This window comes from Ensifer sp. CCNWLY38, assembly GCF_037120565.1.
GTDB classification, from domain to species: Bacteria; Pseudomonadota; Alphaproteobacteria; order Rhizobiales; family Rhizobiaceae; genus Ensifer; species Ensifer adhaerens_H.
In genome coordinates this window covers 1-14,707 of record NZ_JBBBBO010000023.1, presented here as the reverse complement: position 1 = coordinate 14,707, position 14,707 = coordinate 1, and the positions used below count along the sequence as shown (strand labels likewise).

The 14,707-nt window shown below is 58.6% G+C and carries 10 protein-coding genes and 1 pseudogene; 4 read left to right on the top strand and 7 right to left on the bottom strand.

Features of this window, described 5'->3' with window-relative positions; translation table 11 throughout:
- The first annotated feature begins 11 nt into the window (after nt 1-11).
- Nucleotides 12-311 (top strand): hypothetical protein, encoded by a 300-nt coding sequence (locus V7S54_RS31635; protein WP_336409847.1) that lies wholly within the window; start codon nt 12-14, stop codon nt 309-311.
- Here the strand turns inward: V7S54_RS31635 and V7S54_RS31630 are convergent.
- Nucleotides 298-1,215, bottom strand: coding sequence for a recombinase family protein (locus V7S54_RS31630; protein WP_336409867.1), 918 nt, complete (start codon nt 1,213-1,215; stop codon nt 298-300). The genes V7S54_RS31635 and V7S54_RS31630 overlap by 14 nt on opposite strands.
- Before the next feature lie 1,082 nt (nt 1,216-2,297).
- On the opposite strand from V7S54_RS31630, the gene V7S54_RS31625 reads away from it, so the two are divergent.
- Complete coding sequence (locus tag V7S54_RS31625; protein ID WP_336409846.1) at nt 2,298-3,203, top strand: hypothetical protein; 906 nt, start codon at nt 2,298-2,300, stop codon at nt 3,201-3,203.
- An 18-nt stretch (nt 3,204-3,221) separates the two neighbouring features.
- Nucleotides 3,222-4,421 carry an XRE family transcriptional regulator gene (locus tag V7S54_RS31620; RefSeq protein WP_336409845.1) on the top strand — a complete coding sequence of 400 codons (1,200 nt, stop codon included), beginning with the start codon at nt 3,222-3,224 and terminating at the stop codon, nt 4,419-4,421.
- A gap of 354 nt (nt 4,422-4,775) precedes the next feature.
- Here V7S54_RS31620 and V7S54_RS31615 read toward each other — a convergent pair whose 3' ends face one another.
- From V7S54_RS31615 to V7S54_RS31585, 6 genes are all read right to left on the bottom strand, one after another.
- Nucleotides 4,776-7,751, bottom strand: a complete 2,976-nt coding sequence (locus V7S54_RS31615; protein ID WP_336409844.1) for a TrlF family AAA-like ATPase — start codon at nt 7,749-7,751, stop codon at nt 4,776-4,778.
- Between the two features lie 121 nt (nt 7,752-7,872).
- A complete protein-coding gene (locus tag V7S54_RS31605; RefSeq protein ID WP_336409843.1) occupies nt 7,873-9,078 on the bottom strand; it encodes an HAD-IA family hydrolase in 1,206 nt (401 codons plus the stop codon).
- A gap of 32 nt (nt 9,079-9,110) precedes the next feature.
- On the bottom strand, nt 9,111-10,166 hold the full coding sequence (locus V7S54_RS31600; protein WP_136509806.1) for a DNA-processing protein DprA: 1,056 nt from the start codon (nt 10,164-10,166) through the stop codon (nt 9,111-9,113).
- A gap of 81 nt (nt 10,167-10,247) precedes the next feature.
- A complete protein-coding gene (locus tag V7S54_RS33385; protein WP_442892640.1) occupies nt 10,248-10,739 on the bottom strand; it encodes a hypothetical protein in 492 nt (163 codons plus the stop codon).
- 428 nt (nt 10,740-11,167) lie between these two features.
- On the bottom strand, nt 11,168-12,907 hold the full coding sequence (locus tag V7S54_RS31590; RefSeq protein WP_336409842.1) for a DUF6119 family protein: 1,740 nt from the start codon (nt 12,905-12,907) through the stop codon (nt 11,168-11,170).
- A 58-nt stretch (nt 12,908-12,965) separates the two neighbouring features.
- Nucleotides 12,966-14,198: an endonuclease/exonuclease/phosphatase family protein gene (locus V7S54_RS31585; RefSeq protein WP_336409841.1), complete on the bottom strand. Its 1,233-nt coding sequence runs from the start codon at nt 14,196-14,198 to the stop codon at nt 12,966-12,968.
- A gap of 390 nt (nt 14,199-14,588) precedes the next feature.
- Here V7S54_RS31585 and V7S54_RS31580 point away from each other — a divergent pair.
- Nucleotides 14,589-14,707 (top strand): annotated as a pseudogene (locus tag V7S54_RS31580) (IS1595 family transposase); the annotation flags it as partial.

Below are 14,707 nucleotides of genomic sequence, written 5' to 3'. Positions count from 1 at the left end.
CGCACCAGCGAATGATTACCTTTGGTTCGGTTGCCATCGCTGAGCTCGCAGGCCTGGTGGAGCCGCGTGCGGTCGGAACTGCCCCGCTGTTCCTGCATGAGGCGTTCGGGAATTTTCGGGGAGGGGAGGGGAGAGGGAGCAGGGACCCGGAAGAACCCGCCGCCGCGTCCCAGGCTGAAAGCACTGAGCTGAAACTGCGGACCGATTGCGAATACCGGCGCCTGGCGCTGCAGATCCTCAAGAGCCAAGCCTGGAAGACCAGGCGGGCGAACAGCGGCAGGCTGAAGAACCGTGCCCTCAGCGGCGGATGAGGCCAAAGCGGTGGGCTTCGTCCAGCAGGTCGCGGACGGAGGAGGGCTGCCATTTCTTGCCGCCGCGCACCGGCCGTTCGCCCATCTGGTCCAGTTGCGCGGCAATGTCACGAAGCGACAGTTCGGGATCAGCAATGGCGATCGCCGCCACCAGCTTCATCAGATGGTCGGCGGGGGCGCGGCGAGGGGAGCGGGCCAGGAGTTCTTTTTCCGCGAGCTTTTCGCGGACCAGGCGATGAACGGCGCGACGAAGCCGCTCGACGGTCCAGTCGTGGCCGCGGCGATTGAGCACGCGCACGACGTTGTCCCAACTGTGCTGCGGTCGGAGTTGGCGTACCATCGGCAACCACGTCTGCGCGGATGCAACGAGCTCATCGAGATAGAGTTTCTCGCGTGCTTTGGAGACTGCTTTTATCGCCTCTGGACGCCTTTCTCGCAAGCCGGGGTTTCCAGGAAGCTTGCCGCGCGCCCTCGCCGCCTTGATGCCGGCCTTCGTTCGCTCGGCGATCAGAGCCCGCTCGAGCTGCGCGACCGCGCCAAGGACCTGAAGCGAAAACATGCCCTGCGGGGTCGAGGTGTCGATCGGATCGCGGATCGAGCGGAAATGCACGCCGCGTTCTTCAAGATCCTCGATCACCTGCAGCAGGTGGCTCACGGATCGGGCCAGCCGATCGAGGCGGACGACGACAAGGACGTCTCCCGCGGTGAGCTCGCCGAGCAATTTGGTCAAGACTGGGCGAGCGCGCGATGCCCCGGAGCCATGCTCCTGATAGATCCGATCGCAGCCGGCGGCGCGCAGCTCGTCGATTTGGGCGTCGTGGACCTGGTCGTCCGTCGACACGCGGGCGTAGCCGATCAGCCGCCCTTGAGGCTGTTGGACGTTAACCTTTTGTCGCTTCGCCATCGCGTTTTTTACGGCCTCATTTCGAGGTGCTTTGTACAAATAAGGAATGCGTGAGAAATTGCTCAGTTGCAAGCGTGTTTTATGCATCAAATTGAAGCCCGCCAGACTCAAATCGTTACCCGGGATGAGCAACGGGGCGTCCACAGTGGCAAACGCGCGTCAGCGGGCTTCTGTGGCGGAAACGCCGGAAAAATAGCGGTTTCGGAGATGGCCCACGAGAGAAGGGGCTGCTGAAACGGCATCGGAGCTCAAATCCGGTAAAGGGGACGGGCCATGTGCGCCGCCGCCGCGCGGCGAGTTCCGTCTTGGGGAGTCCGGTCATCCCGGGCTAACGCACCCTGGAAGCCCGGAAAACCAGGCGTTTCCGGTAATCCCGGACGACCGACATCAGGCGATTTGCGACTCCAAATCCATCATTATCGATACTTGAAACCTATCGATAGTGATGCGTCGCGGAAATGGGCGTCTGGATGACAGAAATATGAGCGCCATTAGTTTCCGTTACAGACATTTACGACGTCGATTCATATAGTTAATGATTGATGAATTCACCATTTTGCGTGCTGCGGCCGATCTCGAACCAGCACGGCTGTGGCTTTTGCTTTGTGATTTCAATTGAAGTGCTCAGCGGTAAATGCGACGCCGAACTTTCACCTAACGACTTCAGGCCGAGCAAGGGGAGGGAGCTTTCAAAGCCCGGGTACCTTGGGGAAATTGCGCCGGAAACGGCGGTCGACGTTGCGGTTTGAGTCGCACTGTCACGCCCGAGCTCCAGAATGAACGCTCATCGATTATCGCTGCTTGCAAAGTGCCTAAGTTGCCGTTGATGTTCGATATTGCAATGGCCTGGCAAAAAGTGGCTCGCTGAAATCGTTAGCGGAAAATCGTACGCCGATTAGCGTCTAAACCCAACGAACATATGACAATTTTCGGTTTGAAACGGCAAAGCAAAACCCACAATAGGGTTGTGGCTTTTGCTTCTCGATTTCAATTTGAAGCGCTAAGCGAAAGATCCGGCGTCGAACTTTGACCTAACGGCTTCACACCGGGCAGGCAAGGGGCCTCAAAGTCCGGAGGCCTCGGTGGATCGAGATGCGAGTCGCGTCAGCGAATTTTCTGGGCAGCGCCCGAGAGGCGGTCGTCGCGCAGCGGCCAATCGTTCCGGCACTCGCCGCGTCGATGCATTCACTGGACTTGTTCTTTACGCAATTTTTTTATATACAAATCCTGTATTTTGCAATTCCGATTCGGAGCGCACTGTGGAGCACTTTATCAAAAGGCGGTTCCCGCCGGCCTTGTTCAAGAACCTCCTGATAGATCTCGAAGACCGGCTCCGCGCCTCCGCCCTTAAGGCGCACGCTATGGTGCGCGATCACGCTGGGTTGGATCCCAAGCGCAGCCGCGAACTAGAGGGGCAGGCCCGATTCCGAATGATGGAGAAGGCCTTTCAGGAGACCTGCGAAACTCACGGTGGCGTACTGCTCACCGATGGTATCATCCCTCTCACGGATCTCAGGGTCTTCCAGCCATTTATGCGGCTTGAGCATCATGGGCAGGGGATAATTTTTGGTCTTGCTGCAATGTCTGAGCCGGGAGCGCTGCCCGTCAAGAATATCTCGCGCAAGGCTGGGGTAACCCTCAATTACTACCTCTCCCCTCGCTTGGACCTGGATGGCACGGGTCCCAGGATCGGTGACATTTTTGTATTGTTCCTTGTCGCTCGCGACCGAGAGCGGGCAGGGAAGATCACTGAATTTGCGGTCGGTGTGATCGATGCCGGCTACGAGCAGTATCTTTTCTACGAACCGCTCGACAAATACCTTGAAGGCTATGCCGATGAGCCGGTATTTGCTCCGTTGCCCTCCTCAGGCGCTGGCGCGACGTCCCCCGTCATCAGTCTGAAGAAGACCATCAAGCCGTTCATTCCGCCGGAACAGCCTAGCGATGGTGAAGGAAACGAGAGAGACAAAAGTGACCCGCGCCTTTGAAGCCGGGGAAGGAAATGCATGCGTGTAGGAACTCCGGGGTTCGTCCCAGAACGATTGATTGAGGCAAGGGCAGCACGAAGAATTCTAAGTAAGAAGGCCTTGGCTACCCTTATCAGTGTCAATCCTAGCACGGTGACCCGCTGGGAGGACGGGACCAGTGCCCCTGATGCCGATGCCTTGGCCGAGTTGGCGGCCCAACTTCACGTTCGCAGAGAGTATTTTCTAAGACCGGTCGCCAACAGCGACCGGCCTCTGTTTTATCGCACATTAGCATCGACCCTCGTGAAGGATCTGAACTACCAGGAAGCGCAGATGCACTGGCTTCAGGAAATCAGCGGCATTGTGGAGCACTATGTCGACTTCCCACAAGTAGACATACCGGACGTCTTGAAGGGCTCATCCTATAAACAACTCCGCAACGACGATATTGAGCGGATCGCGTCTGATCTCCGGGAGCATTGGGGTATCGGCCACGGTCCCTGCATTGATATGATGCCGTTGCTGGAACGTATTGGGTGCATTGTTGGCTCTATCGAAATGGGAACTTCAAAACTCGACGGGCTGTGTAGTTGGGCTCGCGGCAACGAGCGACCCCACATTTTGTTGTCGACCGACAAGATGTCGTTCCCGCGTAGGCAAATGGACGCGGCACATGAGCTTGGACACGCGATTCTACATCGCAATGTGACCGAGGACGAGCTGAAGAAAGATCTGAAAGAGATCGAACGGCAAGCTTTTCGGTTTGCGAGTGCATTCCTCATGCCAGCGGCCACTTACGCGTACGAGATGAAAGGCGCCTCGCTCGCCTCGCTCCTTTCATTGAAGGAACGTTGGCGAGTTTCCGTCAAAGCGCAGATTCGGCGCCTGACTGATTTGGATCTTATTCCGGAAGATCATGCGATTTCGCTATACAAGCTCTACTCTGCCAAAGGATGGAGCCGGGAGGAGCCCTTGGATAGGGAATGGCACATTTCGGAGCCTTCCCTTCTCAACAACGCGCTTCAGCTGATCGTCGATTCAGGGGTACGCGGCAAATCGGATTTGCTGAGTGTGGAATTCACAATGAAAGCCGGTGATATCGAAAATCTTACAGCTCTTCCACCGGGTTGGTTCTCCAAGGCTGGCGAGCTGATCAACCTCAAGCTCCGCAACAATGGATCGGATAGCGACGCCGATAGATCATCAACAATTTTGCCCTTTCCTTCGAGACGGAACTAGCAGCGCCTAAGAGGGGGAGAAGGAGATCGAAGGGTTTGCCTCGGCGTCGATCGTACGGGATTTCTGGTCAGCAGTTGAGAGGGATTGACCAGCTGCACCGGTCCGGCGAACACGCTGATCGGTGATATCCCTTTCTCGCACTCGCCGCAGAACGTCTGGTGATCCGAGCATGTTCTGGGAGCGCAAGGGGCGCTGCAATGCTGACGAAGCGCATTTCTGGCGTCGTCAGCGTGTCGCAGGGGTGGGATGCTGAGATTTCTGTAGTGCATGAGGTTTGGTCGATGTGGCCATTGGGCATCCCAGTCTCCGTTCGTCCCGTGCGCTACGCCACCGGACGGTTGGCCCATGTCGACGCTATCGATCCAGCCTGACCCTTAGTCTCCGCGCGCGTTCGCGAAAGGCTTCCTCGCCGCCTTCGAGGATGTCGCACACCGACTTGCGAATGTCCGCGTTTTCCAGGCCGCCAGCCTTGTAGGTGATCGGCGGGAGTCCGCCCGTCGGGTGAGGGCCGGCGTCAGCGACGATGATTTGATCCGCGTCCGTGTTGATAACAAGGTTGGCGTTGTGGGTGACCATAATCACCTGGCGCTTTGCCTTGGCAGCGATGAACAGAGCGACCAATTCCTCGAACACCGACTTGGGATCCAAGTTTTCTTCCGGCTGGTCAATTATGAGCGGACGGTCGTCTGCATCGTCGAGCGCGAGATAGAGCAGGAGAAGGACGATCCCCCGCGTGCCCGGCGACAGCTTGCGAATGTCGATCCCGTCATAGGCGATTTCGTATCGCACTGAGATGTGGTCGGTGTCGAAGAGCCAATGCGCAAACTGCTTCAGCCAGGCACGAAACTCCGCCTGCTGGTTCTGGCCGTAGGGAGCTTGGCTGATCAGGTCTCGCATGTATTGCGTGATGAAATTCGTCATCGCTGCCTGCACATCGGCGGCCGATCCCGTCTCCCAGGCGGGTCGCATGGTTGTGTCCGCCAACGCGATCAACGCACCGCGGCCCTGGAACGGCCCGGCCTTACGTCGGTCGAGAAGGTCTTCTTCGGCCACAGCTCCCCAGGAGGTGACATCGACGATGCGGCGAACCGAGAATCCGAGCTTGCGGAGCGTACCGGTCGATGCCGTCAGGCGAGCCATCAACGGGGCATACAGATCGGCAAGCGCAGTCTGTTCATTGATAATCGCCTGGAACACTCGACCATAGGCCGCGTCGCGTTCGCCCTGAAGCTCCCTTCGACGGGCTGCGGCGCCCTGAGCATCGGTAAGGCGTGTCTGGAGGGTTTGAAGCGCCGTGTTCTCCTGCCCGATGCGTTGCGAGAGGGCGGCGTACTGGCCGCGGATGATGTTGTCAGCACTGACCAGCGCTTCCAGGCGGGTCATTTCTGCTGCCAGCGTATTGAGGGGAAGTTTGGTGAGGTCGGCGGTATCTGGAAATAACGGAGTGTTCGGGTCTACGGGAGAGACGGGTGTGCCTGTCAGGGCCGCGATTTGCTGATCGGCCCACATGATATAGCCGGCCAGGCTCTTATCGACGTCGCCCTGGTAGATCAGCAGGAATTCGTCCCACTGTCTCTGGTCGAGGCCGCTGTGCTGGTGACGCTCCTTGGCCTGGCGCAGTAACTCCGGCGCTTTGGTCGCGCGCGTGCTGGCCACCTCGTCCTGCAGGGCGACGAAGGTCCGGCGCTGATTGCCATAAGCTTGGATTGTGCCGCGCAGCGTCTGAACCGCCTGTCCGAGCTGCGTGTGGCGGTTGGCTTGTGCCTCGGTGCCTTTGACGACGAGCTTGGAGAGATCCTCGTTGTAGCTCTTGATCTGTCCGGTCTTCTGCGTGACCTGCAGCGTGAGGCCCGCGACCGAAGCCTCCTTCTCAATCTCCGTGGCAATGCGCTCTGATACGTCGGCGATCGCCTCGGCCTCCCGCTTTCGGGCCTGCTGGAAGCGGGCGGTACGGAAATTGCGCAGTTCGGCGAAATCAATCGCGCCGTCGCGATCGTCCTGAGGATGAGCCTCGAAGATGACGCGCTCGATCTCGGCAATCAGGCCATCGGAGACGCCAGCGGAGGAGCAGAGCTCCTCGACGAACTGCTGTGACAGGTAGCGCGCGCGGGGAAAGGCAAGATGGCCATTGGCGTCGCGACCGTCGAGAAAGCGCGTGACGGTCGCACCACCGCCCCATGTCAGCGTTGCGGTCGCGTTACCGAGGAGCTGGCGGGCGCGAACGAGAAATGATGGGCTGATGTTCTCGCTCGCACTCCAGGCGGCCGGCGTGATCGCGTCGCAGCCGGCGGCAATAACGTCGGCCAGAGCGGTCTTGCCCGAGCCGCGCGCGCCGATAATAGCGACGAGACCGGGATTAAGCGGGATTTCCGGGCTCGCGGCCCAAGAAGAGTCGGCTATCGCAACATGCGAGATCACCTGGGAGGGCATCGCCGTGCGCGGCGGTTCGGCGCCGACATAGGCACGGCTCTCCGGATCGATGCAAGCCTGACGTAGTGCGTCGAATTCGAGCCCGCCCTTGATCCATGAATAGCGGTCCTCGACCGGCTGGCCGACGGTCTTCTGGTCGTGAGCGTCGCTGCCATGCAGGCAGGGTTTGCAGCCGCCATACCGTTCCTTGAGCTGCTCAAGCGATACACCCTTGCGACCGGACCAGAATTCGCGCTGCGCCGGGCTGCTCGAGAAAATGATGTGCGCGAACTTCTCGATCTCCTGGCGCATGGTCGCGTCGGCGGCCTGGCGCAGGCCCGATGTTCCGTCGCCAGCGGCGCCCGCGACCGCGACGAGGATGTTTGCCTTCGCCCAATCGCTCTCGCGCATGACCCGACGGAGCTGGTCGAAATTGACCTTGAACTGGGTCGCGCCATGGGCAAGCGCTGTGCGATCGTCGAGGATGCTGGTGTCCGCCTTCTTGCCGAGCGAGATTAGGTCGGCGCGGGTGCAGTTGAACGTGTCACCATGCGCTTGGAACTGAAGCCGCTGAAGGATGCGGTGCAACTCGGCGGCGTGGTTCGGGTCCTCCGGGCTGACGAGGAGGTGGACGTTGACGAAGCCGGACTTGGCGGCGACGTCGAGACGCAATTCGACGTTCGGGAAGATGAGCTGCACATCGGGCAGTCGGCCGGCCAACTTGTGCTTGAGGACTTCCTCGTAAGTGTCTGTAAGATAGTAATCCGTGACCGCGATTGCTTCGATTTTCGGCGTCGCGGTCTCAAGCGAGGTGAGGTAGGTTTCCCAGGGCGTGCCACTGCCGAATTGATTGTTGAGGACGGTCCCTGGCGCATGGATGTGGGGTTCCCAGCGACGCCATTCAGATCCCCGACCGATCATATTTCCCCCTATGTTACTGCCGGTCGTTGTCCGTCCTGATGGTCGTTCCCCGGTCGATTTAGCTGAACACGATATGCGGGACATCCGGACCAGCAGGTTGAGCGGCCCGGGTGGCGCCGCGTTAGAAGTCTTCGGTATTCTGGCAGTGGTGCGGATAGCCTGAGCAGCCCCAGAATTTGACGTGCGATGTGTGATTCTCGCGGATCTTCATTGAGCGGCCGCAGGCGGGACACGTCTTGCGAGCAAAAACGCGCTGATCCTTCGCGATCGCCATCACCCGAACTTCGCCAGCGCCGTTGGCGTTGAGGATCCGCACGCACTCCCTCGTCGTCTCGCCGGTGGTGTAGACGTCATCGAGCAGCAGGATCTTGGCACCGCCCCAGGTGAAGTCGGTATCGAAGGCGTCCTTGATAGCTTCTGCGCGCTCCAGCGCATTCATCTGCTTGTAGCCTTCAACCTCCTTGATGGTCTTCAGCCCATCGAGTTCGACTTCAATATCCTCGTCGAAATGATCGGCGGCGCTGTCGAGCAGTTCCTTGAAGCGGTTACGCTCCTGTGACGGCTTCATGGGCACTGGGACGATGCAGTCGGGGGCCCAGTCGAGGTTTGCGATTGCTTTGCCAACGGCCTCGCCAAGGATGTTGGCGTGGGTGTCGTCGTTCTTCAGCGATAGCACGGTCGCGCTCAAAGCGCTGGTCGCGTGGCGCGGATCCGAGGCAGTGAAGTAGCGACCCAGCGCGTAGACGGTGGGGTCGTCGTCACAATGAAGGATCGAGCCCCAGTGGCTATGAAAGGGCCAGCCGCTGGTTAAGGCTTCGCCGATATAGCCTCGGCCGCCGAGGCGGTCGAGCCGTAGCAAGGTGGACGCCTTCGACATGAAGATGTCCGGAGCGCTGGAGGAAAGCTCAAATATCGACGTGGGTCCCCAACGCACGGCGATGGACGTCAGACCGGCGTGATAGGCGGCCTCTATGTCGCCCACATCGTCGCCGATGTAGAGTACTTGCGGGCTCGCGGCGATGCCGAGACGGCGGAGCGCCTCCTGAAGCGGCTCGGGGTCAGGCTTGTGGTTCTGCGTATCTCCGTAGCTGACCAGCACGTCATAAGGGATACGAAACTGTGCCAGGACCGCCTGGGCATACCATTCTGGCGAGGACGTGACGACGCCGACGGGCTGCCCTTCCGCTCGCAGAAGCGCCGGGAGTTCATGCGGTGCGGCCCGGCCTTGCGCAGGAAAGGGCCGGATCAGATTCATATTCTGCCGGACATTTTCCCACATCTGGAGGCGACGCATCTGAGCAAGGGCTGAGCTATCGACAAGCGTCATGTCGAGGTCGAAAAGAAAGACGTTGGGCATGGTCAGAGCATGGACATCTGCGAGGGCGACGAGAGACGAACGGGCGCGGTCTGGCCTGCGCTTTCGGCCAAGCGCACATCCAGCAGCTCGAGCATGGAGGTGTAATCCTCCTTGCTAGCGAGCGGTACAGCCACCGGTCCGGTGCGATAACGCTCGAAGAGGATTCGCCGGTAGTCTCCTTCAGCGCGCGCGGCGTCAGCAAAGCGAGTTGCGGAGAACTGCGTCATAGCGAGGATGCCTTGGCTCTTCGGCTCAGCGGCGTGTCGGCCCTGAGGTACAGGCGCGAACAGCAGACGGTTCTGCTGGATCGTAAAGCGGACGGTGTGCATGGAGCCGCCCTTGATGTCGGTTTGCATGACGAATGTCGCGATTGAAAGCCCGCTCTGCAGGCGGTCGCGCTGGACCAAATTGCGCGGCGACGGCGGCACACCGAAAGGCTGTTCGCTGACCAGAGCGCCGTCCTTCTCCAGAATCTCGTCGGCAAGCTTCGCGTTCTGTCTCGGGTAGATCCCGTCTAGACCGCCCGCCATGACGGCAATGGTCCGGCCGCCATGGCGCAGCGCTGCTTGATGGCTCAGCGTATCAACGCCGATCGCCAGACCGCTTACGATCGCCCAGTTTGCGCCAACCAAGGCTTCAACGATCTTGTCGCTGACGGTTTCGCCGAAGTCAGATGGCTCTCGCGTTCCAATGCAGGCGACGCTCCGACGTGGCGGTAGTTTGCCCTTAACGAAGAGGATGGGAGGGCGGTCGGATAGGGACCGAAGAGCCTCTGGATAGTCGGGGTCGAAGACGGAGAGAACGCGCACGCCACGGCGGTCGGCCTCATCAAGGACCTTCTGGGCCCTTTCGCCGGCGTTGACCATGGCGGCGGGTTCGTGAAGGCTCTCGGCGACAGCGGCCGACACGACGGTCCGAAGCTTGCCAGGCTCCGCATCGACAATGGCATCCAGCAGCGAGAAACGTTCGGCGAGGCGTTCAGCTGTAGCTGGGCCGATACCGCGCAAAGCGGTGAGCGTGAGAATACCGGCTGCGGTTCGTGTCTCGGTGCCAATCATAAATTCAACGCCTTTCAAAAATAGCGGCCGATTTTCGTCGTTCTGTAGCTATAGCCTCGCCCAGGGGCGTGGACGGGTGGATCATTGGCGGTCTGCGGCCCTGGCGAGAGAAGTTTTGCGGGGAGCGAGCTTTTCGGGGATCGCGGTAACGACTTCTCCAAGGGAGTGGATGCGAACGGCGGGCCGCTTCGGGAGTCTGACGGCGAGTTCAAGCTCGCCTCCGATCGCTTCAACATAGCTGCGAAGCGTTGAAATGTGCATGTCCGCCTGCTTCTCAATCTTGGAAACGGAGGGCTGTTTGATTCTAAGCGCGGCCGCGATATCAGCCTGACCCTTGCCAGCAATCTGGCGCAACGCCCGCAGTCCGTCTACGTCCTGCATCAGCTCCGTGTCTTCAGCGCCGACGTTGTCCCCGTCTTTTGGAGGGGCTACGTTATCTGGGCTGCGCTCCATATGTTTGCTCCGTGCGTCGGCGATCGGATCTCCGTGAAAACGGAGATGCGAAAACCTGGTTTGCGCGAACGACGCTAAAAGTTCGAGTCGTACCGAGAGATCAAACTGCCGTCCACTCATCGTAGTTGGCCACGACTAAGCATGCCGAGGACCGGTGGAACGAAGCGTCGATTCTCATGCGAAAGCATAGCTCCGGGGCTATGTCTGGTCAACAATTGCTGAGCCGAACGGGTTCGGGCAGCATTACTGCCGGGTGCGCTCACTAGGGAGTGGTGAACTAGGGAGGAAGTTACCCCTTCATCAAGAACCGGCTACGGGTCGGATCCGCTCAAGGCGAAACGCTCGTCAGCTGCGGGGCCTATTGCGGCCCTCAACGGCGGCTTCGCGCCGCCATGTCGGCCATCGAAAAGCATTCGCCGATCTCCAAAAGCGGACACTGGCTATACTGTCCGACCGCTTGGGTTTTTTGGCCTGGTGCTATTCCCGGAAAGCAGTCCTTACCGAACTTCAAACGAGCTGCCCCTCTGGGCGAAGTAAGCACGAGAGAGTCATGCAGCCTTCTTATTCTTTCGCGCCTGCGTGTACCGCGTGGTTTTTACAGGAACGAAACGGATGATGATGTTATGAAACTTGCAGACCTTCCGCAGATGGTCATGCATTAGCTTAAGTTCATATTGTGCGATTAGCGGGATATCCCCTTTTGTTGGCGCCGCCTTGCTCTTGTCGTAGAGCAACCAGAGACACAGGACATAGTCCTGGCCATGATTGTTTTCGATCTCAGGCTTGATATAATCGAGATAAGCTTGCCGATGGCCGCAGGGTCCATCCTCGATGAACTTTCTGATCTGCGCTACGAAGGTCTCATCGTTCAAAAATGCTTCGCAATAAAACTTCGCCTGTGAGAAAAGGTAATTTATTGAAGACGCATCCTTGTACTGCTTGGCATTAATGATCCGCACCATGCCATCGTCCTGCAAGTCCAGCACATCGCAGAACTCCTTATCCTTCCGGCCAGCACCGATCTGTAGCTTGGCGCGGTCGAACAGTACGCAGGTCGGCCGTAGGTCGACGACTTTGGCATTGAATATCGCTTCGCTGTTCTTCTTCGTGGCATCGTCGCTGATATCGATATTGAGATACCAGGCTTCCGGCGCCTCCTCCTGCACGCGATTTTCGATAAACTCGATGATCGACTTGTAGAATTCAGGATCGACCTGAACCCAGCGGCCATCGTTCAGGATGAAGTAGCGTCCGTGGAGCTCGTGCTCGTAAACTATGCAATCATAGACTGACCAATGCCTATAAGCCAGAACGCGGTCCTCAGCTGCAGAATACGCGTAGATGCGCCTGTTTTGCAGTCGCTCGACTGTGATGTCCTCAGGCGTCTTGAAAACTCTCTCGAGCTGCTCAGGGGCCAGGAAGGAGTAGATGGTGTTCTCCCGTTCCTGCTTGTTCGAGTACGAGAAGCTGAAGTGCTCCTCCGACAGGAACTCCGGAATGCAAAGCTCGATCTTGCCATAGTCCTTCGCTTGCAACGCGGCGACCAGGATCTCATCAAGCAGCTTTGCATCTTCGTCCGACGCCGGCTGAAAATTCCGATAATTGGGGAATAGTGCGATATAGTCGCGGGCACCGAAGCGCTCCAGGAACTCCTGGCACTGGGCGACGATTTTCGCCCAACTGAGCTTCTCGTCGCCGATCACTTTGACGGTGAGGTTGTCACGTCCTTGCAGGGTCGTGTTTCGGTTGCCTTTGATATGCGCCGAAATGTAGCGCAGGTCCTCCGCCTCGCTCAACCCGAACACGAAACTGTCGGACGGCCTAGCTGCTTGTCTGTCGATATGGGTAGGCGTGATCGTGTTGCTCTGGCTGCGCGTCTGCCGAATCTCTTCGTTACCGCACATGTTCATGGCGGTCTTGATGCCGAAGTCTGGCTCAAGCATCTTCCTGTTGAGGCAGCTGGTTGCGCTGCGACCGAATACTGCGGCAAACAGCCGATCTTCTGTTGAGATCAGGAGCAGGCCATTAGGGCTTTGGCTGGTCGATCCGAATGTTATGGGAGCATCACCGAGCTGCTCGTTGACGAAATCGAGCCAAGGTGGATTTTTTCGAACCGACATTGTCTCGAAGTAGATGAATCGGCACTCGGCCCCTCCAATCGCGAACTTGTACGTTTGAGCTTTCTTGCCGTCCAAGTCCGCCTCATCGTCGATAATCGAATCCATCGTGATTCCCTCCTTCGCGAGGAAGAAGGTTATTTGGCCGATTTCTGTATCCTTAGCTTCCACTACCCCCCTCCCAACACAACAGGGTCATCGACTCGGACATCTACCAGAGGAAGCGTCATCAAAAGTTCAGCCGGGCGATCATTGGGCAATGATCCGAAATCGCCAGGACCTGGTCTTTCCCGTTCGGGGTGCCTGCCTTGTTGCTGCCAAGGTTTCCAATGCTCAGATGCTCGGCCGGGCCATCGCTGTTGATTCCGGGGCCTATGAGGATGTGATCAAGGCCTACAGGATTGCGGCACCCGAGATAGTTGTCCGAGGCGAGCAGTTGCGTTTCCGCTGGGGTCAGGTCACGGGTTTCGGCCTGGGCGCAAAGTGCCTGCCCGGCTTCGCCGATTTGACAGTGCTCATCGAGAATCTTGAGATTGGCGGCCGCTGGCTGACCGTCTGCGACCTCTTCTATGAGAGAGCGGGACAGCGCTCCCGCGGGCCGCGGCGACGAGGTTCCGCTGCCGTCGGTCCTGACCGGCCGTTGGTCGCGCAGTTCGTGCCAAAGGTTGCGGTTGAAATCGCCCAGAAGAACGATCTTAGTTCCATCGGCCGCCGCGCGTTCAACCCAACTTTCGAGCGGGTCGACCTGCTGCTGCAGGATCATGCAGTCCTTGCCAGTACCCTCCAGATTTCCACCATCGAATGGCGACACACAACTCGATTTGAGATGAACATTCATGATGCGAAGCAGTTTTCCGTCGATCTTGAGTGTGAGCGCAAGACCTGGGCGAGGCCGCTTGTCATCGGGGTTGGCGGGAAGGCTGAGCGCGTCCTCGATCGCGCAGGACACCTTTTCACCGAGCGTTTTCCTCCAGGCTATGACGAGGCGTTGCACTTTGTAGCCCGTCACGGGGCAGAAATCGTAATCGCTGCCGCCATTCGGAAGCACTTCCCGGACTGACTGCTCGCTGCTGACCTCCTGAAAGGCGATGATGTCAGCAGGAACGGACCTTGAGATGAAGTTCGCGATCTGCTCCTGCCGCTTGCGGTAGGCCTCGAGGTTGACGCGAACAGTTCCCCCGGCGAAGTAAACACTGCATACGGGGAACCGGCTGACGTCCCATCCCTCGATCTTAAATACATCGGTGTCCCATCCCGGCTTGAACCCCGCCTCTTGCGACGGCTTGAATTTGCCAGTGGTGGGATCTTCGACATAGTTCTTCGAACATTCGCCGATCCAATTTTGGACCGTTGCCTGATCCATGTGCCAACCGAGGTTCCAAGTGGCGATGGTAACCTGGCTTGCCAGGGCCTCGATCGATCCGAATAGAACTGCAAGGCATGCTGCCAGATACCGGATCATCGACGTCTCCCTCGCCTCAAAGTTGATTGGTGCGAGTGAATTACAATTTGCTAATCTGCGCAAGAGTACGGTGAGCGCGCGGGCAGCTATTTTTGAACATTGTCACGACCACTAAGACTTCGTCATCGCTGCGGTTGTGGCAGGATTGGACGGTGCGTCACCCTCGTGCGGCAGAACCGAGGAGCAAATGGCTAGAGCTGGACGCAGCTCGCCCCATCAACGGATTCGGAATGCAGGTGAAGGTCTCACGAGCATTGTGCTGTGTTTGTTTCCGGTTTGTGCGTCTGGGATCGCATAATGTATCGGGCCTTTATCAACCAAAAACAGCAATAACCTTGATAGCCAACGACTTCCATGCGATTCTTCGGGCATGATCCGAAGGAGATGAGAATGTCGGAAACGATGCTTGCAGCGCTTACCAACATTCGGACGGCGGAAGATATGGTCGTGGCCTTTCGCGATGAGGAGCAGTGCCGGCGATTGCTGGAAAGCATGGTGTGGCCGGCTGG

Coding starts and splice junctions, on each gene's coding strand:
- V7S54_RS31635 (WP_336409847.1), top strand. CDS start 12: ATGATTACCTTTGGTTCGGTTGCCATCGCTGAGCTCGCAGGCCTGGTG.
- V7S54_RS31630 (WP_336409867.1), bottom strand. CDS start 1,215: ATGGCGAAGCGACAAAAGGTTAACGTCCAACAGCCTCAAGGGCGGCTG.
- V7S54_RS31620 (WP_336409845.1), top strand. CDS start 3,222: ATGCGTGTAGGAACTCCGGGGTTCGTCCCAGAACGATTGATTGAGGCA.
- V7S54_RS31615 (WP_336409844.1), bottom strand. CDS start 7,751: ATGATCGGTCGGGGATCTGAATGGCGTCGCTGGGAACCCCACATCCAT.
- V7S54_RS31605 (WP_336409843.1), bottom strand. CDS start 9,078: ATGACGCTTGTCGATAGCTCAGCCCTTGCTCAGATGCGTCGCCTCCAG.
- V7S54_RS31600 (WP_136509806.1), bottom strand. CDS start 10,166: ATGATTGGCACCGAGACACGAACCGCAGCCGGTATTCTCACGCTCACC.
- V7S54_RS33385 (WP_442892640.1), bottom strand. CDS start 10,739: ATGAGTGGACGGCAGTTTGATCTCTCGGTACGACTCGAACTTTTAGCG.
- V7S54_RS31585 (WP_336409841.1), bottom strand. CDS start 14,198: ATGATCCGGTATCTGGCAGCATGCCTTGCAGTTCTATTCGGATCGATC.